The following is a 22,778-nucleotide window of genomic DNA, read 5'->3' as shown; positions in this document are numbered from 1 at the left end:
TTCCTATTTGTCATTTGCGCTAAAATTATATCAACTAAATATAAAGAGCCACTATGATAAATAAATTAAAAGATTTTTTAGGTTTTGATATATAAAGTGGAGAAATATCTGGACAGATAGAGCATGTAAAGAGCGCTTATAAAGGAATCAGTATTAAAGAAAAGCAAAAAATTGTATAAAATATAATCATAAAACTGCCTATCATGACCTGTAAAGTAGCTAATATTATATATATAAATAATATTGGAGCTTTACTATGGAAGCACTACAAAAAGCTTATGAAGCAAGAAGCAAAAAACTAAATAAAATTGAAGAAGTTAAAGAACTTAAAAACCCTCAAGAAGCATTTGACAAGCTTGAGGAGTATGCAAAAAACGGTTATGACTCTATCCCTGATGAAGACAAAAAATACTTTTTAAAATGTTTTGGCATCTACGACAGACCTGCGACACCTCAGAAGTTTATGATTAAACTTCGTATCCCCGGAGGATACCTAAATTCTGCTCAGGCAAGAGCAATAGGTGAGTGTGCTTTAGCATACGGTCAAGATTACATAGACCTCACTACAAGAGCTCAATGTGAACTCAGATATTTGGATATCAAAGATATTCCTACAATATTGCAAAAGCTAAAAGAAGTCGGAGTCGATTCTTATCAGACTGGTGTTGACAACTTCAGAAATATTATGACAGACCCTTTAGATACTCTTGGGTTTGATAATGTTCTGCCTTCGTACAATCTGCTCTTAAAACTCCAAGAGACTTTTCTCTATTCACCAGAGTGGATATCAACACTTCCTAGAAAGTTTAACACTTCAATATCTGGTTCACTCTCAAACAGATGTAATGTCTTTGGACATGACTGCTGTTTTGTTCTGGCTCAAAAAGATGGTGTTTACGGCTACAACATGTATCTTGGCGGAAAGGTTGGAAAGATAGCTAAGAGCGCAGACATATTTTTGACAAACGAGGATGAAGTCGTAAAAGCTTTTGAGTCAATCACAGATTTATTTAAAAGGTTCGGTTTTAGAGATAACAGAAACAAAAACAGACTTCACTTTCTTGTAGATGCCGTCGGCATGGATGAGATATCAAGTGCCATAAGAGAAAATGCCGGAATCGACTTTGCAAAAGCAGGCGAGACTATGACGAAGATAGACTTCAATGATTCTGATCAGGGAAAAGTGCAGCTTCGTGACGGCTCGTTTGGAGTTCACGTAGTAGTGCCTTCAGGAGTCTTTAGCGGAAGTGCTCTTGTAGAAGTCGCAGATCTTAGTGAGGTTTATGGAAACAAAGAGATACGTTTTGACATGGAGCAGAGCTTATATATACTCGGTGTCAAGGATGTAGACTCTTTACTAAGTCAAAAGTTTTTTGAAAAATACAAGAGTGTTAACTCTCCTTATTTTAACCATCTCATTGCTTGTGCGGGAACTGAGCATTGTCCTTTTGGAGTCATTGAGAACAAAAATGATGCTATTAACATGTCTACATATCTGGATGAAAAAGTTCCGCTAGAAAAAGGCAGAGTCAGAATGTACTGGTCTGCTTGTGTAAAAGGGTGTGGCATCCACGGTCTTGGAGATATCGGTTTTGAAGGTTGTAAGACTAAGGTAGATGGTGAAGCCGTAGGCGGTGTGAACATCTCTCTTGGAGGACAGCTTGTAAGTGAAGGCGTAGAAGGTTATACGGTGTTAAAGTCTGCTCCGCTTTCTCATGCCCACTTTTATGTCGAGTCTTTGATGTTAGAGTATAAAAAACACAAAAAAGAAGATGAAAACTTTGAGGGGTTTCACACAAGAGTTTTAAAGCAATATACTTCGGCATCTATTGGTTTTATGATGAAACTGGGCGCTTACTTAAGAGCTAAAAATATAACTGCAGAGTTTGGGTTTAGTGAAAAAACATATACTGGTAAAAATGAAGAGTTTGAAGTCTTTGAGACAGGACGCAGACTCTATTACGCTCTTTGTAAAAAAGAGGCGTACTCGGCATATGACAGATTTACAAATGTTCTTAAAAATGAAAAGCTTGAAGACATAAGGGATTTAGTTCCAAATATTGATGAAAATATTGCTTTGATGCTAGAGAAGATACTCTCTACAAAAGAGCAAGACAGAGCATTGGTTTTCTCTGAAATAGATTCAATTATAGCACTTTATGAGAGTTAAGATATGTTATATATCCCTTAGTGGTTCAGAGAAGTAATAACCTTGAAACTCATCGATTTTAAATCCTTGCAGAATATCGTGAATTGTTTTGCTGTGCACATACTCTGCAATAACTTTAATACCGAGTTCATGAAAGAACGAAACAATAGCATTTGTTAAAATAAAAGCATGAGAATCAATATCTATGTTTTCAATAAGTGTTCCGTCAATTTTAATATAATCAGGATGAATTTCAAGTATTTGACTAAAATTAGAATATCCGCTTCCAAAATCATCAATAGCAATTCGTACACCCAAACGGCGGAATTTTTTAATGCTGTTTTTTAGGATTTTATAGTCTTGTATACTTTCATTTTCGGTTATCTCGACGATGAGTCTATCCCCGATACCGTCTTTAGCGACTCTTTTATAAATACTATCCATAAAATCTTTATCTAAAATATCAAAATAGCTCAGATTAATAGAGATGATGTGCTCATTTGTTTTAAGAAAATCAAGGACTTTGTAAATCATCATGGCAGAGATTAGAGAATACTGCTTAGCTTCTATCGCAACATCCATAAAATGAATCGGTGAGATTAAATTCTCAATGCCATCTTCTACTTCAAGAATTCGCATAAGTGATTCATACTTGACGATTTCTCCTTTTGTGTTTACTATAGGTTGATATACGGGAACAATACGGTTATTTTCTATAGCATTTGTAACCCTCTGTCTCCATTGCATTTTTTGCTGTATCTCTTTTGTCGTATCTAATAGAGTATTGTAAACGGAGTAAGTCTTATGGTTTTGTTTTGCATTTTTTAATGCCATATCTGCATTTTTAAGTGAATATTCCTGTCCCATCGACATACCGATAGTGGCATTTACATCGAGCTCTTCTTGTGTGCCAGTTATGCAGTAAGTAAATTCTTTGATTTGTTTAAGTAAAAGCTCTAACTCTATTTCATATTTTTCTGTGTCTATATAAGCTACCTGATCTAAAAGGACAAATTGATCACCTGCAGTATGGTAGAGCTCATATGAGTTTTCTTTGGCAAAATTCTTTAGAAATTCAGAAAAACTTATAAGAACCTTGCTTCCGACTTCATTCCCATAAAGATCATTTATATATTGCAGGCTGTCAATATCTAAAAGAATTAAAACAGTAAATTCAAGATGTTTACGTTTGATTGAATCAGCGTTATACATGAAGGCACATAAGTTGTCTAGACCCGTCAAACTGTCTCTGTATATTTGGGTATTGATTATTTGACTCTTCTCTTCAAGACTTTTCTCAAGATCCATGTTTTGTTTTTTAATTGATACATGATAAAGATATGCCATTCTTTCATTGTGTTTAGCTTCTGCAAATCTAAAGATTACTTTCATTAGTTGTTTTATATCAACCGGCTTTAGAACATAGTACTCTATCCCCGTGTTTATTAGTTCCAGAAGATATTCGGATTCACTATATGCAGAGTTTATGATAATAGACTGGTTCGGTGTTTTCTCTAAGATTGCCTTAGTCATTTCTATGCCGTTCATATTTGGCATATTGATATCACTGATAACTAAATCATAAGTGCCTTTTTTATAAAGTTCAAGACCTTCTTTTCCATCATGCGCTAAATCCACAACAGGAAAAAATCTTTTTAAAAACTCATTCATCTCTTTTTGGATTAACGCGTCATCTTCAACATATAGGAGATGCATATCTTTTGTGTATTCTTTTAGTTTTTTATAATCAACCACGTTATTACTCATTAATACTCTTTAAGGGAAGTGATATCTTAAAACAAGCACCCCCATTAATATTTTGTGCTGTTATCATACCTTTAAGATGTTTTTCCACAATCATCTGAGACATATAAAGTCCCAAACCTGTGCCTCCCTTTTCATCTTTAGTAGTATAATACGGCTCGAATATTCTAGGCATGACGTCATCGGGAATACCTCCTGCATTATCACATATCTCAATATAAACATTCTCATCATCATTGTCTACAAGAATTTTAATTGTCCCTTTATCTATATTTTTAATGATTATAATATCTTTTGAATTGTTGATGATATTGAGCAATACTTGAATCACTTCACTAAAATATGTAACAATCTCCGTATCGTTGGTTATTGATTTTTCTATAGAGATATTGTTGTTTTCTAAACTTTTTCCGACAAGTCCGAGTGCGCCTTCTATTATCCTCGATGGTCTACATGTGTCAGGTTTTTTATTTGGTTTAAGGAAGTTTCTAAAGTCATCAATAGTATGAGATAAAAATGCAGTTTGTTCAACAATCTTAGTTAGTTTTTCATCAAATCGTTTTGGATCAATATCTTCCAATTCAAGATCAAGCTGCATATTTTGAGCACTCATACTTATGGCTGTAATCGGTTGGCGCCATTGATGCGCGATCATGCTTATCATATCTCCCATAGCAGCCTGGCGTGATTGAGCCAGCATAATATTATCTTTTTCTTTAAGTTCATTTTGCATTTTTTTAGTCTCGGTTATGTCACGCATAAATCCGATTCCATGCCACTTTCCATCTATTTGAACACCACTAAGTAAGAGTGAGACAGGAAATTCAATACCGCCTTTCCTAATAGCCGAGAGTTCTAATATTTTGCTAATTGCGTCTCCTTTACCGGTTTTGGCAAACTTTTCATACCCTTTTTTGGCAGCTTCATGAAAGGCTTCAGGAGCAACTATTTTATGAAAATCTTTTCCTAAAAGTTCTTCTTCTTCATAACCGAGTATTGCTTTTGCTTTTGGATTCCAAAATATAAATTTGCCTTCATGATCAAGCATAATAATGCCGTCTAGAGCAGAGTCTGTTATGGCTCTTAGTTTCGTTTCATTCTCTAAAAGAATTGCATTACTATTGTTTAGTTCGTTTTGTATGATTTGAATCTCTGTTACATCCGTAAATGTTACAACAGAGAGTTCTGCTTCATTTATATTATCTATAGGCAGTTTTTTTGCCTGAACAATAAAACGATGTATTTTACCTTTATGCATCATAGAAGCTTCATGTATATCAGCCGGATTTCTAAACATATACTCAAGCCAGGTCATATCATCCATAAGCGGCATAAGAGTGTTCTTTTCTTCAATAAAATAATCGCAAATGCAATCGTGTTCTTCTTTGAACTTATCTAAAGTGTTATATCCCGTAAAATCAAGCATGGTACGGTTTGCTCTTTTAATCTTTTCTCCGTCTGTAACTATAACTATATTTGGAATCACGTCTATAATATTTTGAAGATAGTCACGATTAAACTCTAATTCGTGTTGAAGCTCTTTTTGTTTTGTAATGTCTTCCAATGTACCTATAGATACTAAAGCATTACCATCTTTATTAAACGTAGTCTCACATCTCTCTTTTACAAACTTAACGCGTCCGTCTTTCATCAGCAAACGATGCTCTAAAGAGTAAGGTGTTTTATTTTGCAAAGATTCTTGATATTTGGTGTTGACAACTTCTCTGTCTAGCGGGTGTACAGCCTCTAAAAAGGCATCATATGTAGCATCGAAAAATTTTGGATCTATTTCAAATATCCTGAAAATCTCCTCTGACCAAATAAGCTCATCTGAAATAATGTCTAGTCTCCAACTGCCAATATGGGTAATTTGCTGCGACTTTGCAAGAAGATGCTCACTTTCATAAATCTTTCTGGTTTGCTCTTTATATATTTGTAAAACGCTTTTTTCATAGAGTCTAATGCGTCTGTAAACAATCCAAATTAGTAAAGCAAGAGATATTAATATTAAAGATGATTGGATTATTAATAAAAGATTTTCAAAAGTCCATTTTTCTATGATGCTATGAAAGATAAGGATTTTTATTTTTGGTTGATGTTTATAATCATTTAACGTAAAAATATGAACTTTGTAGTTATTTTCTTTTGCCTTGAGTATAACATCGTTTTTTTTGTAATTAATAGTCTTTAATTCTTTATAGATTGTCTCCAATTCTCCTTCAGGTTCGGATATCAATCTATACCCGTCTATAATCGGATAATTTGTTTGATTAAGGTCTGATAATTTTTCATCTTTAATAAATACAAGCCCGTTAATGCCATTTATATCATGAAGCTCGCGAATAATGAACTTTAGATCAAGTCCAAATTCAAGTGCTCCTATGTATACCTGATCTTCATCATATATAGGTGTTATTATTCTATATAACGAGGCATGTTTTCCAGTTTCATAACCACTCATGAACTTATGTGATTTGCCAACTTCATCTATCATATTTTTAAGATTTGAAAGTTCATCACCAAATGACTCAGGCATATGAATTCTCAAAAAAGTAATGCCGTCTTTCCTGTAAAAATGCATAGTCCTAAGAGAACTCTCTTGTTCTTTCATCAGATCCCACTTGGGCTTAAAGGTTGTGTAAATTGTTTCACAATCTTCTTCTTTAAGAAGTTGCACAAGATTAGTGGTTTGTATTATTCTTTTTGAAATATATTGATACTCTTTAACATAATGATCAATAACTTTATCAATACTTGTTTGAATTTTTTTTGAATGTGCTTGATCATCCACATTGTGAATATGTTTATGAACCAGATTAGTCACCACAATTATGACAATAATTAAAAAAAACATTGTAGCGGCAATATACGTAATTACACTTTTGCGGAGCGACGACGTATTTAGTTTTTTCATAAACTTCCTTTTTTTCGCTTGAGAGAGATGATAATTTAATAGGTGCACATAAATAATAACATAATAGTAATGATAAAAACATTATGCTAAAATACATGTAAATAAAATAAAAGCGATACCAAAAGAAAGATTTTGGAGCAAAAATGATTACTATTAGCAAGCTGATAAAATATGCATCTGATATAAAAGTGCTTTATGTTGAAGATGATGATAATATCCGAGAGGAAATACGAGACTTTTTAGGACGTTTTTTTCCAAGTATAGATTTAGCCGGGAACGGTGAAGAAGGATTGGAGCTTTATAAAAATGGAAACTATGACATTGTTATCAGTGATATAAATATGCCCAAGATGAATGGTATAGAGATGATTCATGCTATTAAAGAGATTAATGAAGAGCAAAAGATTATCGTTACTTCTGCATATAATGAACCAAAATATCTTGTAGAATTAATTGACAGCGGTGTTGATAAATTTGTATTAAAACCATTTAACAACAAGCAATTTTTACTTGTACTGTATAAAATAAGCGAGCAAATTTATAATAAAAAACAAAATGAACTTCTTCAAGAAGAAATAGCAAAAAATATATTGCAGGCACAAACAATAGTTGATATGATTGAACACGGTATTATAATCATAGATGCCGGAAAAATTACACAGGTTAATAAACAGTTTTTAAGTATGGCAGGTTATGAAAATCAAGAGGCTTTTTATCAAGAGATTGTACATGTATCATCGCTTTTTGAAGTTCGTAAAGAGTATATAAGCGCAAATAGCAACAAAGAACTTATTGAGCTTTTAGAATCTAAAAAAGATGAGATTAATAAAGTCATTATGAAAAAAGATACTCGAGAGAATATCTACTTGTTAAAATGTAAAAAAGTTCCTGCTGAGGATAAATATGTTATATCATTTACTGATATTACAGAAGAAGAGGAACTTATAAATATCGATATAAAGACGGGCTTGCCGAACAGGTATGCAATGACTTCAGAGATTGAATACAGACTTGGCAAAGGTGTACTTTTTGTAATTGATTTAGTTGTAATTGAAAATATAGAAAAAATGATTAAATGGCATGGAAAAGATATAAGAAAACATATTGATGAAAATGTTGCAAAAGTGCTCAAAAAAGAAAAAAAAGAGCTTGATGAACATTCTGTCTTTGTCTCTTATTACGGACATAACAGGTATGTGTTTGTTAGAGAACATAATCTAAAAGATATTGTAGATTATGTTATCAATAAAATATCCTATATATCGACCGTGGAAGATTACAATGACACTAGACTCGATAGAAGTAACATACTCTATCAGCCTATGCATCTATGCATAGATGCAAATATTTATTCGACAATAGATAATTTACTCAAAGAGATAGAGGAAAAATTTGATGATATGCTTTTATAAAAGAGTAAATAATATAGAGTAGATTCTCTCAAAGCAATATCAAAGACATTTTTGAATATAATTCGCGGATTAGATACAAAGGAATTTCATGGCTAACAAACGGGTATTGGTTAAGTTTTCAGGTGAAGCTCTTGCAGGTGAAGCAGGTCATGGGATTGACACACAGATTTTAAACTATATCTCTCAGGAGATAAAGTCACTGGTAAATGCAGGTATTGAAGTAGGTATCGTTATCGGTGGCGGAAATATTATCCGTGGTGTTACAGCAGCCCAAGATGGAATTATTAAAAGAACAAGCGGTGATTACATGGGAATGTTGGCAACCGTAATAAACGGTGTTGCGATGCAAGAGGCTTGTGAACATGCAGGACTCCAAGTTCGTATGCAGACAGCTATTAAAATGGAACAGATTGCAGAGCCTTACATAAATCGTCGTGCAGTTCGTCATTTGGAAAAAGGTCGTGTTGTTATTTTTGCAGCAGGAACAGGTAACCCTTTCTTTACAACAGATACGGCGGCAACGCTTAGAGCAGTCGAGATAGGTGCTGAGGTTATAATCAAAGCAACAAAAGTGGATGGTGTTTATGATAAAGACCCTTCAAAGTACAGCGATGCGGTAAAACTTTCAGAACTTACCTATGAACAAGCACTTAATGATCATATTAAAGTTATGGATGATACATCGATTGCTTTGGCAAAAGATAATAAACTACCGATAATCGTTTGTGATATGTCTAAAGAGGGTAATCTTTTAGACATCTTAAATGGCAATATGCAAAATTGCTCAATAGTAAAATAATCTGAGGAGATAAAATGAAAGTTGAAGAATTAACAGCAAAAATTTTAGAAGAAAACCAAAACATGGATCGTTACCAGTTAGCATTAGCCGTAGCAAAAAGAAGTGATGAACTTCTAAACGGTTCTACAAGTAAGTTAAATATTGACCCAAAAAGCATTAAAGCAGCTGATTTAGCTTTAATGGAGATTGCACAAGGCCTTATAAAAGTTAAAGGTTTTGTAGACGTACAAAAGTAACAATTTGAGTCTGAGTCAAGTAGATATAGAAAAAGTTAAGCATCTGCATGATGTTGACTCGGCACAAGAATATTTATTTTCTCAAATAACTCCAAGTGATAAGCTTCTTCAAGCTCTGGAATATTCTAAAACTGCGCACATTGAGCAGTTTAGAAAGAGTGGACAACCATACATAGTACACCCGATTTTAGTTGCAAGTATTGTCTCATCGATTACTAGTGATGAAGCTATGGCTATTGCAGCACTTTTACATGATGTTGTTGAAGACACGGATATAACCATTGAGAAAGTCACAGAGCTTTTCGGTCAGGATGTCGCACATTTAGTTGAGGGCTTGACTAAGATAGATACTATCAGAGATTCTGAGTTGATACCATCAACTTCAAATGAGAGACTGGTTGTCTCAGCTCTCTCCTTCCGTAAAATGCTCTTAGCGAGTATAGAAGATGTAAGAGTTTTGGTAGTAAAACTTTGCGACAGACTTCATAATATGCTTACATTAGAAGCACTTCCTGAACATAAACAAAACAGAATTGCGGAAGAAACGTTAGTCGTTTATGCCCCGATTGCTCACCGACTTGGTATCTCTTTTTTGAAAAACATATTAGAAGATTTAAGTTTCTCATATCTTTTCAAAGAAGAAAAACATCATATAGACAACTATCTTGACACAAACTATCATGCGATCGAGATGAAGCTCGAAGAGTTTAAAGAATCAATTCATAAGCTTTTATCTAAAAACGGTTTTTGTGAAGATGACTTTGAAATACTCTCTCGTGTTAAACACCGATATTCTATCTATTTGAAGATGCAAAGAAAAGGTGTTTCTATTGATGAAGTACTTGACCTTTTGGCTGTCAGGATCTTAACTACAGATCCTGTAAAATGCTATAACATCCTGGGGCTTATACACTTGCACTTCCAACCGCTATCTTCAAGGTTTAAAGACTATATAGCAGTAGCAAAAGATAACGGTTATCAAACGATTCATACTACGGTTTTTTATCATACTGCAATATTTGAAGTGCAAATCAGAACATTTGATATGCATAAAACTGCAGAACTGGGTGTAGCCGCACACTGGAAATATAAAAGTGGCGGAAATAATATTAAGCTGGACTGGTTACATAACTTAAGTTATCAAAATGAGTCTGTTGAAGATTTTTATGCGTTAATTAAAAACGATCTTTATTCTGAAGATATAGCTGTTTTTTCACCGCGTGGAGAACCGTTTACTCTTCCTCGCGGTGCAGTTGTACTGGATTTTGCTTATGCCGTTCATACGGCGGTCGGCAATACGGCAAAATCCGCACTTGTAAATAAAGTAAAAACACCTCTTCTTAGTGAATTGCATAATGGTGATATAGTTAGAATAAATGTAGCTAAAGAGGTTGTTACAAGATGCTCATGGATAGATGCGGTAAAAACATCTAAAGCAAAAACAAATATGAGACTTAACTGTAATGCTAGAGTCAGAGATATCAATGCAAAATCGAGTCTAAATATCGTAGCAGCTGCTATGAATCTAAACCATTCACGAGTTGAAGAGTGGTTTGACAGAAACAGCTGTGACAAAAGAGCAAATATTCCTACAGATATAGAGAGTTTTCGCGATGTAATCCATAAGTATACTTTGGAAATAAGTCAAAACTCAAGATTTAAAAGATTTCTTTCCCGTCATAGATTTAAGTTAAAACTATACAGTATCAGAGGAATAGAAGTATACAGCACTTCAAATATCAGTGATATTGTATTTGATTATTGCTGTCATCCAAAATCAGATGATGAGATAGTGGCATTTTTAGAAAAAGGCAAAGCTCATATTCACCATAAGATGTGTAAAAGCGCTGCAAAAATGATAGAAGCAAACGAACCTATGGTTTTTGTAAAATGGGAAAAACAGAATGTCTATAACTATAATATGATAGTTTCTCTTCACAGTGGAAAAGGAACTCTAGCAGATTTTTTAAACTTTTTAGTGAAACTAAATATAGATATAAACTCTATAGAATTAGGTAAAAACAGGAGTGAATCATCGCGTTTTTGTGAACTTGGCTTTGAATCAAAAGAAGCCGATATTAATTCACTTCGTGCTAGAATGGAGCAAAAAATAAAAGTTATACATCTTATACGAACCGATGATGCTTATCGTTAAATTAGTTGCGCAAAATGAACAAAGTCCATTTTACTGCGCTTGGACCGCTGAGGTCGCTGAAGCTAGGCTCTGTGAGCCAGAATATTTAAAAATTACAAAGGTGTGGTTATAGTTATGTTACAAGAAGCTTTAAGAGAAATAAACAGAGGCTCTGCCGAAATAATTGACAATGAAAGAATTGAAAAATTACTCAAGGCATACTTTGAAGAGGGAAAAACTTATACGGTAAAAGCCGGTTTTGACCCTACAGCGCCGGATTTGCATCTAGGTCATACGGTGCTTCTGCAAAAGCTTGCTACATTTCAAAAATATGGAGCTACCGTACAGTTTCTCATAGGTGATTTTACTGCGACAATAGGCGATCCTACTGGTAAAAATGTAACTAGAAAAGTTTTAAGCAAGGAAGATATTAAAAAGAATATTGCAAGTTACACTACACAGGCTTTTAAAATACTTGATGAGAGTAAAACAGAGATTGTTTACAATAATGACTGGCTTGAACCGCTCGGTGCAATCGGCATGCTTGAACTTGCTTCGACTCTTACTGTTGCAAGAATGCTTGAACGTGATGATTTTTCAAAAAGATATGCAGCTCAAACACCCATAGCGGTAAGTGAGTTTATGTATCCGCTTCTTCAAGGTTATGACAGCGTACATCTTAAAAGTGATATAGAAATAGGCGGAACCGATCAGAAGTTTAATCTTTTGATGGGAAGACAGCTTCAAAAAACTTATGATGTAAAAAAACAACAAGCAGTTTTGATGATGCCGATTTTAGAAGGTCTTGACGGTGTTCAAAAGATGAGTAAATCATTAAACAACTATGTAGGTGTGACTGATGAGCCTAATGATATGTTTGGAAAAGTCCTTAGCATCTCAGATGAGCTTATGTGGAGATTTTACGAACTACTGAGTACAAAATCTTTAGAAGAAATCCAAATGATTAAAAACGGCGTTCTTGATGGATCGCTTCATCCAAAAGCTGTCAAAGAGGATTTGGCATTAGAGATAACTGCCAGATTTCATAATGATGAGTTGGCAAAAAATGCAAAAGCAGAGTTTGACAGAGTTCATGCAAAAAGCCAGATTCCAACAGATATAGATGAATATAGTTGTGATGGGGAAATATGGATAGCGCAAGCCTTAGTAGATTGTAACATTGAGCCATCTACTTCACAAGCAAGAAGAGATATTAAGCAAGGTGCTGTTAAAATAAACCAAGAAAAGATATTGGATATGCAGTTACAACTCTCGAGTGGAGAATATATACTTCAAGTCGGAAAAAGAAAGTTTGCAAAATTAAAGGTTAATTAGATGAGTTTTAAGTCGTTAAAAATTGGAAAATATGTAATAGATAAACCTATAGTTCAAGGCGGTATGGGTGTCGGAATCAGTTGGGATAAACTAGCCGGCAATGTATCGAAAGAGGGTGGCTTAGGTGTTGTCAGTGCAGTCGGTACCGGTTATTACGAAGATAAAACATATGCAAAAAAACTTGTCTCTGATAGACCGCTAAGCGAGGCAAATTTCTACTCTCCTGAGGGACTTCATAAGATTGTAGAAAATGCAAGAAAGATATGCGGCGATAAACCGCTTGCGGCAAACATTCTGTACGCAATGAACGATTACGGCCGTGTTGTAAAAGATGCCTGTGAAGCAGGAGTAAATATAATTATTACAGGTGCGGGCCTTCCTACAAATATGCCTGAGTTTACAGAAGGTTTTCCAGATGTAGCACTTGTTCCTATCGTATCATCACCTAAAGCTCTTAAAATCATATGTAAAAGATGGCAAAAAAGATATAACAGACTTCCTGATGCCGTAGTTGTTGAAGGACCTAAGAGCGGTGGACATCAAGGTTTTACCTATGAGCAGTGCAAGCTTCCTGAAAATCAACTTGAAAATATTGTAGGTCCCGTTGTTGAAGAAGCTGCTACTTGGGGTGATATACCTGTAATAGCTGCCGGCGGTGTTTGGGATAAAAATGACATTGAGGAGATGCTCTCTCTTGGTGCATCCGGAGTTCAGATGGGAACACGTTTTATCGGTACTCATGAGTGTGATGCGCATATAAATCTTAAAAATGTCCTGATCAACGCTAAAAAGGAAGATATCAAACTGATGGGCTCTCCTGTCGGATATCCGGCACAAGGGGTTGTTACAAATCTTACTCATTTGGTTGAGAAAAGAGAAGGTCCTGCAATTAAGTGTATTTCAAACTGTGTCGCACCTTGTAACCGCGGTGAAGAAGCAAAAGAAGTCGGTTTTTGTATTGCTGACAGACTAAGTGACGCTTTTATGGGTAATACTGAAACTGGTTTGTTTTTCTCAGGGACTAACGGCTATAAGTTAAATGAGATTATCTCAGTTAAAGAGTTGATTGATAAATTGATGCAAGGCGAATAGACAAAGGATGTTTCGCTGGCTGAGTTTGCTTTTTATTGTTGTTACATTATATGCACAAAGTGATAGTGAGATTTTAAAACGAGCCGACGGCTTTATGAAAAGCAGTTCAAAATCAAATCAGTTTCGTGCATATAATGACTATAAAAATCTATATCTACGTGCTATTATGGCAGAAGATGACAATCTTAAAATCAGTGCCTTAAAAGGCATAGTAAAAAGTGGAAATAAACTTCATATAGATATTTCTCAATACTCGGATGAACTCTCAAAGATAAAACCAAAAACTTCATATCGAGCTCCGTCTCCAAAAGCTATAAAAAAATCCAAAAAAGCTAAAAACATAAAAATAACATCTTCTCATAAGCTAAAATCAGTGCGATGGAAAGGTGATGACCTGATCTTAAAGTTTGACAACAGCTTAAATAATAATCAAATAAATTACTTTACTTTGTATGATTCTAAAAAAGGCAGATATAGATATGTCTTTGATATTCATGCTTCGATGCTTACAAAGTCCCAGAACTTGAGAAAAAGTGATATAAACAGAATAAAATTGGCTCAATTTGACACAAATACTTTAAGACTGGTTATTGAAAATAGTGAGAAAGTAAAGGTAAAATTTAAAAGAGAGTCTACTAAGTTGGTTATTTATATTAAATCAGCATCTGGTAAGAAAATCTCAAAGACAGCATTGCCTTTACCCAAATCTACATCACCTAGAAGAGCGGATAGAAATAAGACAATAGTAATAGATGCAGGACATGGTGGAAAAGACCCTGGTGCTGTAGGATATAGAAAGTATAGAGAAAAAGTTGTAGTGTTTAAGATCTCACAGGAACTTAGAAAAATATTACGCTCTCGCGGTTATAAAGTATATATGACAAGAGACAGAGATAAATTTGTAAAACTAAGTAAAAGAACAGAGTACGCAAATAAGAGAAAAGCAGATATATTTGTAAGCATTCATGCTAATGCTGTCGGACATAAAAATGCGGATAAAGCCCACGGAATAGAGTGTTACTTTTTATCATCTTCGCGTTCTGCACGAGCTGAAAAAGTTGCTGCAAAAGAGAACTCGGCAGATTTGAGTGACATGAATAAATATGGAAAGAATACTTTTTTAAACTTTTTAAACCATCACAAGATTTTAGCATCAAATAAACTTGCGATAGACTTGCAAAGAGGAATGCTCGGTTCATTAAACAAAAAATATAAGGTCAGAGACGGCGGAGTCAGAGAAGGGCCTTTTTGGGTTTTAGTCGGTGCCCAGATGCCGGCAGTCTTGGTAGAAGTCGGTTTTATTTCTCATCCTAAGGAAGCAAAAAGATTAGTAGATAACAATTATAGAAAAACAATGGCTATAGGTTTAGCAAACGGTATTGAGAGATATTTTGCCAAGAATTAGGATGTTAGTCCTCTTTCTTGTACTCTAAGTCGCCGGCAACAGCTTCTTTATCATTTATGATTTTTTCTATCTGTTTTTTAACTTTATCGTAACGGTATTGCTCTTTAAATCCTATAATTCTTCCACCGGCAGCATTTGGATGCCCGCCACCGTTTGCCCACTCTTTTGAGATTTGAGAAACACTTACTTTGTCGTTTGCTCTTAAGCTCATAGTACCGCGGTAACTTACATCTACAATAAAATCATACTCAGGATAAGCAAGTAAAAAACCATTGCCTATGATAGACGTATTTCCGACACCGTAACTTAAAAAGCCTCTATAACCTTTATAGTATATAGTCTTTTCATCTCTTGCTTGGCCTAATAGTTTTACAATAAATTTTGTTGCTAAATTATCAAGAGTGTCATTTTTGTCTTCTTTAAAAAACTCTTTTTTAAGAAGATGAATTTTCTCATCTAAGACTATCGGAGCATTCTCCTCATCTATATACTTTGTTGCTTCAAGCAGTAGAGATATTTTATAGTTGTTATCTATATCTGCAAACATAACTTTGTTTAGTTCTCTTGTCTCATTGACAAGTTTCATACATACTTTGCCGTATTCAAAGTTTTCTACTTCTTCTTGTTTCCATAAATCAACTGCATTGACTATATTTACAAACTTATTCATCCATTTTGGTTCATCAAGTTCAAAATGTTCACGTGCATAATCGTATGTTATTTTTGTGGCACATCTAGAAGTGTCAAGATAATACCAGTCATATTTGTTTGCACTGTCTTCTCCGCTTCCATGATGGTCAAGCAGGATAAGGGTTACACTCTTTTTATTTTCATTGATTTTTTTTACTTCGTTATTAAGCCATCTGGATTCATCAAAAGTAAGGTTTAAGTCTGTTATTAGGATGATGGAGTCAGTATTGCTTTTGTTTATCTTCTCCAGTATAAGTTCCAGTTTTTGCTTGACTTCAGCCCCGTAGTTAGCGTTATAATTAAATAATTCATATGGAGTGAATTTCATCACTAACTGACAGCTATAACCATCTAAATCAATATGTGATAGATGGTAAATTGTTTTTTTCTTCATTATTTTCCTTGGAGGTATTATACTATAATTTATTGTCCGATTGAGATTGAGCCCATTACCTCAAAAGTTGCACTTGAATCTATTTCTGCATGTGAAAGTGTCACAACATCAAGAGAAAATCTCTCAAAGATTTCTGCTACACCGCGGCGAAGCTGAGGGTCTACGATTATGACAACAGGAGATACACCTTTTTGAAGCAGTTCATGTGCTTTTGCACTTGTTGCCTGAATAAGTTGGTTTATCTCTCCGACACTGAGTAAAAGATTTCTTACACCATCTTGTTCTTGTGATTTTTCTAACATAAGTTGCTCTGATGAAGTATCAAAAGTAAGAAGTCTTATGACTCCGTCATCGCTTGAGTACATCTGTGTAATAATGCGGGACAGTTTTGAGCGTACCTGTTCGGTTATGATATCTACATTTTTGGTAAACTCTGCGATATCCGCAATAGTCTCGAGTATAGTCAGCATATCTTTGAGCGGAATCTTTTCATGTAAAAGAGCTTTTAATATGCGTTGTATCAGACCGATAGAGGCGACCTTCTGGACATCATCCACTATAACAGGGAAATCAGTTTTGATTTTTTCTATGAGAGTTTGTACTTCTTGGCGAGTCAGAAGATCTTCTGCGTTTCGTTTAACAAGTTCGCTCATATGTGTAGATATGACAGTGGCAGGATCTACAACAGTGTAGCCGTTTATAATTGCATCCTCTTTTTGATCAGGGAGTATCCATATAGCATCTAAGCCAAAAGCCGGTTCTTTTGTAGGTTCTCCCTCAATTTCACCCGTTGCCATACCGCTGTCCATTGCTAAGAATTTATCAGGTTTGATACTGCCTTCACCAATCGAGATACCCTTTAGTAAAATCTGATATTGTTCAGGTTGCAGATGCAGGTTGTCTCTGATACGAACCTGAGGCATTAAAAAACCAAAATCAGATGCAATCTTACGCCTCATAGAGCGGATTCTCTCAAGTAAATCTCCACCTTGAGAATGGTCAGCAAGACGTATAAGCTGATAACCAAGTGTGAGTTCTAGCATCTCTACTTTGAGTATATCTTCTAATGCAGTCTCTTCTTCTTTTGCTATCTCTTCATTAGATTTTTCAGGTTTGGCAGCCGCCTCTTCACGTTCTTGTTGCTCTTGGTCCCTTGGAGAGAGTATTTTGCTAACATCAAGAATAGTCAGCTCACCTTTTTCAAATTTGTAAATAGACCAACCAAGAAGTGCAAATAAAATACCAACAAAACCCATAGAAGCAGTAGGAAGTCCTGGAACTAAAGCAAAAAGAATCATGATAAAACCAACTATCATAAGAATTTTTGAGTTCCCTATCATTTGGTTGATAGTACCCTCTGCGAAGTTGTCTCCCTCTCCTGAAGAGCGGGTAATCATAATACCTGTAGCAGTAGAGATAATAAGAGCAGGAATTTGACCAACTAAACCATCACCTATAGTGAGGAGTGTAAAAGTAGATGCACTATCTGAAACTGTCATATCATGTTGAAAAACACCTATAAGAAAACCGCCAATAATATTTATAAGTGTGATTACAATACCTGCAACTGCATCACCTTTTACAAACTTGGACGAACCGTCCATTGCTCCATAAAAGTTTGCATCTTGAAGGATTTCAGCACGACGTTGTTTAGCCTCAGCATCGTCAATAAGTCCGGCATTAAGGTCGGCATCAACTGCCATTTGTTTACCAGGCATCGAGTCCAGTGTAAAACGTGCAGCAACTTCTGCAACCCTTGTTGAACCTTTTGTTATAACCATAAAGTTAATAAGGACTAAGATTGAGAAGACTATAATACCTATTACAAAGTTACCACCAACAACAAAGTCACCAAAGGAGGTAATAATACTACTTACCGCCTGAGGTCCTTCGTGACCATGGCTTAAAATCATTCTAGTTGTTGCAATATTTAATGAGAGTCTAAAAAGAGTTAAAATTAAAATTAGAGTTGGAAAAGTTGTCAGATCCGTTGGTTTTGGAACATATAAAGAGATTAATAAAATCAAAACACCTAATGCCATAGATATTGTTAAAAGTACATCCAATAAGCCTGATGGAAGAGGAACGATAATGATGGCTAAAATCGCCATTACAAATAAAACTACACTTAAATCTCTCTGTCCAATTAGAAAGTTTAAGGTCGTACCGATTTGTTCTCTTGTCGTGAGTTTTCTTGCCAAATTATTACTCTAAAATATCGTCAAGGGATAAATCGGCTAAAAAATCATCTATTTTGCCTTGAAGCTTATTTAAAAACGGCCAGATAGAACATAATCCTGCTCTATCGCTTGGGCAATCTTTTGGAGACGGGGAACAATCAAACACAGTCGGTGCTTTTCCTTCTACAGCGCTCATTACATCAAGCATACTTATATCTTTTGCATCTTTTAAAAGGGTAAAACCGCCATTAACACCTTTATAAGACTTTAAGATGCCACTTTTTGCAAGAGACTGTAAAATTTTTGCCAAAAAACTTTTAGGTATGGAAAGCTGATTAGAAAGAGTTTCGCTATCCATAGGTGAATCTGCTTTTGACAAGACTATAAGAGAGAGTATTGCGTATTCACTTGCACGAGTTATTAACATAATATTTACTTTTTTTATTAGGATTTTAATTAGAAGAGATTATATCCAAAGAAGATAAATTTTTAATTGAAGTTTCTAATATAAAAAAAAGATGTATAATATCGTCATGTCATATAAAGTTATTTCAAAAAGATTAATCATAATAGTTCCTATTATGTTTTTTATTATCGCAATTGTCAGAATTTCCCTAAACTATCATGACAATAAGAAGAGTGTTGAACAATTTATATCTGAACAAGCAAAACTTGTAGATTCATTATATATGATTCACAGAGATTACTACCAAAATCTTTACCTGAACAAAACTATAAAACTTGATGAAAAAACCCTTGCCGGTCTGCCTGCATTTTCTGCTGCACAGATTTCTAAAACTTTTTCAGAGCAAAATAGATTGCAGATAACGATGCAAACAGTTAGCGACAGAGCTAGAAATCCAAAAAATCAAGCTGATAAGTATGAACTAAAAGCTATTAGTTATTTTAAAAATAAATCTGATGCAAAAGAATATTTTAGCGAAGAAGACAGTTTTTATCAATACGCCACACCACTAAAAATAGAAAAAAAATGTCTTACCTGCCATGGTAAAAGAGAAGAAGCTCCGGAATTTATATCTAAAAAATATGATAAGGCATATGGATATAAAGTAGGTGAAATCAGAGGTATTTTAAGTGTTAAAGTACCGACATATCATGTTGATAAAATAATAAATAAGCAATTTTTTGGATCACTGATATATGACTTTTTACTAATGTTGTTTGTTTCTTTTATAGCATTTTATTTGGTCAAGTTCTTTTCAAAATTGCAGGTTAAATTGGAAGATGAGCTTGATGAGAGAACTCATGAGTTAAAAGATTCTCTCTCTTTTCTTGAGAGTTACAAAGATGCTATAGACAGTAATCTGATAGTATCAAAGAGTAACTTAAATGGAAACATAACATATGTGAATGACAATTTTTGCAATATCACAGGATATAGCTCTGATGAAGTAATTGGTAAAAATCACAATATTTTAAGAGACAAATCAGCTCCTAAAGCCATTTATGAAGATTTATGGAGAACCATTACGGCTAAAGAGACTTGGCATGGTAGAATAAGAAATGTTAAAAAAGACGGCTCTCTTTACTGGGTGGATGCAACTGTCTCACCGATAGTAGATGCCAATAACGAGATAATTGAATATATTTCAATCAGACATGATATCACTCAACTCATCAATCAAAAAAATGAACTTCGTACGATTGCCAATACAGACGCTCTTACGAAACTCAGTAATAGAAATGCACTGAGAGAAGAGATGCAAAAATCTGATGGTCTTTCTTTGATACTTATAAATATAGACAGTTTTTCTCAGATAAACGATTTTTACGGACATGAACTCGGAGATGAAGTTTTAATAGCATTTGCCATAAAACTTTCAGAACTTTGCAAGACAAACGAAAATCTTAAAATGTTTAGATTAAACGGTGATGAATTTGCAATACTTACAATTGACATACCTGCTCACAGTGTTGTTCAAACGGCTCAGGAAATTGCAAGATTTGTTAACTCTCATGTTTATGAAGTAGAAGATGAGACTATAGAGTTAAATGCCACCATAAGTGTTTCTCTTGAAGAAAAAGAACAGTTGCTTATAACTGCAGATATGGCACTTAAAATAGCTAGAAGAGAGGCAAAAGACATTATTATCTATGACTCTAAGATGAGCTTGGATAAAGAGTATGAAAACAATATGTTTTGGACCAAAAAGATTAAAGAAGCTATAAAGAATGATAAAATTATTCTTTATTTTCAGCCAATAGTAAATAACAGCGACTCTAAAATAAATAGATATGAATCATTGATGAGATTAGTAGATGAAGATGATAAAATCATAACTCCGTATTTCTTTTTGGATATTGCGAAAAAAGCAAAACTCTACAAACAACTTACAAAAATTGTAATCCAAAAAAGTTTTGAAGAATTTAGAGAAAACAATTTTGAGTTTTCAATAAACCTTAGTATAGATGATATCTTAGACAAAGAGATAAATGATTATATTCTAGAGATGCTTGCAATTTACAATATATCTGAGAGAGTGATATTTGAGATAGTTGAATCTGAGAGTATTGAAAATTTCTATGAGATACAAAAGTTTATAAAAAATGTCAAAGTATTAGGTTGTAGGATTGCCATAGATGACTTTGGAACAGGTTACTCTAACTTTGAATACCTTATGCGCCTTGAAGCTGATTTTATAAAAATAGACGGTTCAATCATTAAAGAGATATTGCGTGATAAAAATTCTGAAATAATTACATCTGTTATAGTTGATTTTGCTAAAAAAATGAATATTCAGGTTGTCGCTGAATATGTCGAGAGTAAAGAGATTTTTGAAAAAGTAAAGGAATTAGGAATTGAAAAATCACAAGGATACTATTTTAGTGAGCCTAAACCATTTTTAATATAGTTTTGCTATAATCCCATTTCAACTTTATACATTGTGTATAAACGTTAGATTATTATACCCATCAGGAGGCTATTATGGCTTTAGATTCGGCTAAAAAACAAGAAATTGTAACAAAATACGGTCGCTCAGAGAGTGATACAGGTTCAAGTGAAGTTCAAATTGCACTTTTAACAGAAAGAATTCGTGAATTAACAGAGCACTTAAAAATATTTAAAAAAGATCATGCTTCTAGACTAGGTTTACTTAAACTAGTTGGTCAGCGTCGTCGTTTAATGAAATATTTCAAAAGAAAAGATAAAGACGCTTATCTTAAACTAGTAGAAGATTTAGGTATTAGAGATAACATCTAATTACTTTTTATACTCTATATCTTAGATTCCTCTTGCATGAGGAGTTTAAGAACAATCCCACACTCACTTAAAAAACATCCCATATATTTAAATTTATTTTTAGTGCCTAGACTGTAAGCTATACAAGAAGAAAAATTGTGCTAAAGGGCAGTAGTGTCATATCTTTTATCAAAAGAAGATTTTTTAAAGATCAGTGAATTTATTTATAGAAAAAGCGGAATATATCTCCAAGAGTACAAATACTATGAAGAGTTGGCTAAATATGTAGATGCAAGAGCATCTCTGCTTGATTTTAAAAAGTTTAAAGAGTATTTTTTTAAGCTTCGTTTTGAAGATCATGATGGGCAGGAATTTCAAGAACTTATAAACAGCCTTACTGTAAACGAAACCTATTTTTTTAGAGAAAAAAATCAGTTTGAGGTTTTAGTAAACAAAATATTGCCAAAAATAAATGAATCTTTGAGAGATCCAAAAAGAATAAGAATATTATCATCACCTTGTTCTTCTGGAGAAGAACCATACTCTATTGCTCTTCATATAGTTGAAAAAGACGCTGTTTCAAAAAAAAGAGATATTGAAATTATAGGAATAGATATTAATTCTGCCGTTATACAAAAAGCTAAAAGCGCAAACTATACTGAACGTTCAGTTGAAGCCATACCTAAAGAACTTTTATCGAAATGGTTTAAGAAAAAGAATTCATATTATGAGCTTAATAAAAAACTTCAAGAAAATGTGGATTTTCGGGTAGTAAATGTATTTGATAAAACTCAGATGAGAGAACTTGGTAAATTTGATATTATCTTTTCAAGAAATATGTTTGTTTATTTTGATGATGCATCAAGAGAAGAAGTAGCAATGAGATTTTATAACATGTTAAATCCAAGCGGCTATATTTTTTTGGGAGATGCCGAAAATATGGATAGAATAGTATCTGTTTTTAAGGCCAAAAAAATAGATAACACTTTATTTTATCAGAAATAGAAGATAAATTTTTGTTTGTTCCACTTCATTGAGGTATAATCAGTGTGTAAAAGAACTAATCAAAAGG

16 protein-coding genes are annotated in these 22,778 nt (G+C 33.9%); 11 read left to right on the top strand and 5 right to left on the bottom strand.

The window, feature by feature from the left end; translation table 11 throughout:
* Window positions 1-256 precede the first annotated feature (256 nt).
* Window positions 257-2,170: a ferredoxin--nitrite reductase gene (locus ABYK18_RS00430; RefSeq protein WP_373034569.1), complete on the top strand. Its 1,914-nt coding sequence runs from the start codon at window positions 257-259 to the stop codon at window positions 2,168-2,170.
* Between the two features lie 6 nt (window positions 2,171-2,176).
* Here the strand turns inward: ABYK18_RS00430 and ABYK18_RS00425 are convergent, their stop codons facing one another.
* Together ABYK18_RS00425 and ABYK18_RS00420 are read right to left on the bottom strand one after the other, a co-directional pair.
* Window positions 2,177-3,916 (bottom strand): EAL domain-containing protein, encoded by a 1,740-nt coding sequence (locus ABYK18_RS00425; RefSeq protein ID WP_373034567.1) that lies wholly within the window; start codon window positions 3,914-3,916, stop codon window positions 2,177-2,179.
* Window positions 3,909-6,827, bottom strand: a complete 2,919-nt coding sequence (locus ABYK18_RS00420) for a PAS domain S-box protein (RefSeq protein ID WP_373034566.1) — start codon at window positions 6,825-6,827, stop codon at window positions 3,909-3,911. Before ABYK18_RS00420 ends, ABYK18_RS00425 begins: the two co-directional genes overlap by 8 nt.
* Window positions 6,828-6,970: 143 nt before the next feature.
* Here ABYK18_RS00420 and ABYK18_RS00415 point away from each other — a divergent pair, with 143 nt between their 5' ends.
* From ABYK18_RS00415 to ABYK18_RS00385, 7 genes are all read left to right on the top strand, one after another.
* Complete coding sequence (locus tag ABYK18_RS00415) at window positions 6,971-8,239, top strand: response regulator (protein ID WP_373034565.1); 1,269 nt, start codon at window positions 6,971-6,973, stop codon at window positions 8,237-8,239.
* An 88-nt stretch (window positions 8,240-8,327) separates the two neighbouring features.
* Complete coding sequence (gene pyrH / locus ABYK18_RS00410) at window positions 8,328-9,038, top strand: UMP kinase (RefSeq protein ID WP_373034564.1); 711 nt, start codon at window positions 8,328-8,330, stop codon at window positions 9,036-9,038.
* Window positions 9,039-9,052: 14 nt separating this feature from the next.
* Entirely contained in the window at window positions 9,053-9,274 is a 222-nt protein-coding gene (locus ABYK18_RS00405) for a DNA-directed RNA polymerase subunit omega (protein WP_373034562.1), read from the top strand.
* Between the two features lie 4 nt (window positions 9,275-9,278).
* The gene (locus ABYK18_RS00400; protein WP_373034560.1) at window positions 9,279-11,429 is read left to right on the top strand and encodes a bifunctional (p)ppGpp synthetase/guanosine-3',5'-bis(diphosphate) 3'-pyrophosphohydrolase; all 2,151 of its coding nucleotides are present in this window, start codon (window positions 9,279-9,281) and stop codon (window positions 11,427-11,429) included.
* A 114-nt stretch (window positions 11,430-11,543) separates the two neighbouring features.
* Entirely contained in the window at window positions 11,544-12,743 is a 1,200-nt protein-coding gene (tyrS, locus tag ABYK18_RS00395; RefSeq protein WP_373034558.1) for a tyrosine--tRNA ligase, read from the top strand.
* On the top strand, window positions 12,744-13,835 hold the full coding sequence (locus ABYK18_RS00390; protein ID WP_373034557.1) for a nitronate monooxygenase: 1,092 nt from the start codon (window positions 12,744-12,746) through the stop codon (window positions 13,833-13,835).
* 7 nt (window positions 13,836-13,842) lie between these two features.
* Window positions 13,843-15,240 carry an N-acetylmuramoyl-L-alanine amidase gene (locus tag ABYK18_RS00385; RefSeq protein WP_373034556.1) on the top strand — a complete coding sequence of 466 codons (1,398 nt, stop codon included), beginning with the start codon at window positions 13,843-13,845 and terminating at the stop codon, window positions 15,238-15,240.
* Window positions 15,241-15,244: 4 nt separating this feature from the next.
* Here ABYK18_RS00385 and ABYK18_RS00380 read toward each other — a convergent pair whose 3' ends face one another.
* The 3 genes from ABYK18_RS00380 to ABYK18_RS00370 are packed head-to-tail and all read right to left on the bottom strand — an operon-like array spanning window position 15,245 to window position 18,931.
* Window positions 15,245-16,324 carry a DHH family phosphoesterase gene (locus ABYK18_RS00380; protein ID WP_373034555.1) on the bottom strand — a complete coding sequence of 360 codons (1,080 nt, stop codon included), beginning with the start codon at window positions 16,322-16,324 and terminating at the stop codon, window positions 15,245-15,247.
* Between the two features lie 29 nt (window positions 16,325-16,353).
* A complete protein-coding gene (gene flhA / locus ABYK18_RS00375) occupies window positions 16,354-18,525 on the bottom strand; it encodes a flagellar biosynthesis protein FlhA (RefSeq protein WP_373034554.1) in 2,172 nt (723 codons plus the stop codon).
* A 4-nt stretch (window positions 18,526-18,529) separates the two neighbouring features.
* Window positions 18,530-18,931 carry an Rrf2 family transcriptional regulator gene (locus ABYK18_RS00370; RefSeq protein WP_373034553.1) on the bottom strand — a complete coding sequence of 134 codons (402 nt, stop codon included), beginning with the start codon at window positions 18,929-18,931 and terminating at the stop codon, window positions 18,530-18,532.
* A gap of 106 nt (window positions 18,932-19,037) precedes the next feature.
* Here ABYK18_RS00370 and ABYK18_RS00365 point away from each other — a divergent pair, with 106 nt between their 5' ends.
* The 3 genes from ABYK18_RS00365 (at window position 19,038) to ABYK18_RS00355 (ending at window position 22,711) form a co-directional block, all read left to right on the top strand.
* The gene (locus ABYK18_RS00365) at window positions 19,038-21,377 is read left to right on the top strand and encodes an EAL domain-containing protein (protein ID WP_373034552.1); all 2,340 of its coding nucleotides are present in this window, start codon (window positions 19,038-19,040) and stop codon (window positions 21,375-21,377) included.
* 74 nt (window positions 21,378-21,451) lie between these two features.
* Entirely contained in the window at window positions 21,452-21,727 is a 276-nt protein-coding gene (rpsO, locus tag ABYK18_RS00360; RefSeq protein ID WP_373034551.1) for a 30S ribosomal protein S15, read from the top strand.
* 153 nt (window positions 21,728-21,880) lie between these two features.
* Entirely contained in the window at window positions 21,881-22,711 is an 831-nt protein-coding gene (locus ABYK18_RS00355) for a protein-glutamate O-methyltransferase CheR (protein WP_373034550.1), read from the top strand.
* The last annotated feature ends 67 nt before the right edge of the window (window positions 22,712-22,778 follow it).

This window comes from Sulfurimonas sp., from assembly GCF_041563495.1.
GTDB lineage: Bacteria > Campylobacterota > Campylobacteria > Campylobacterales > Sulfurimonadaceae > Sulfurimonas.
This window is presented reverse-complemented; position numbering and strand designations above follow the sequence as displayed.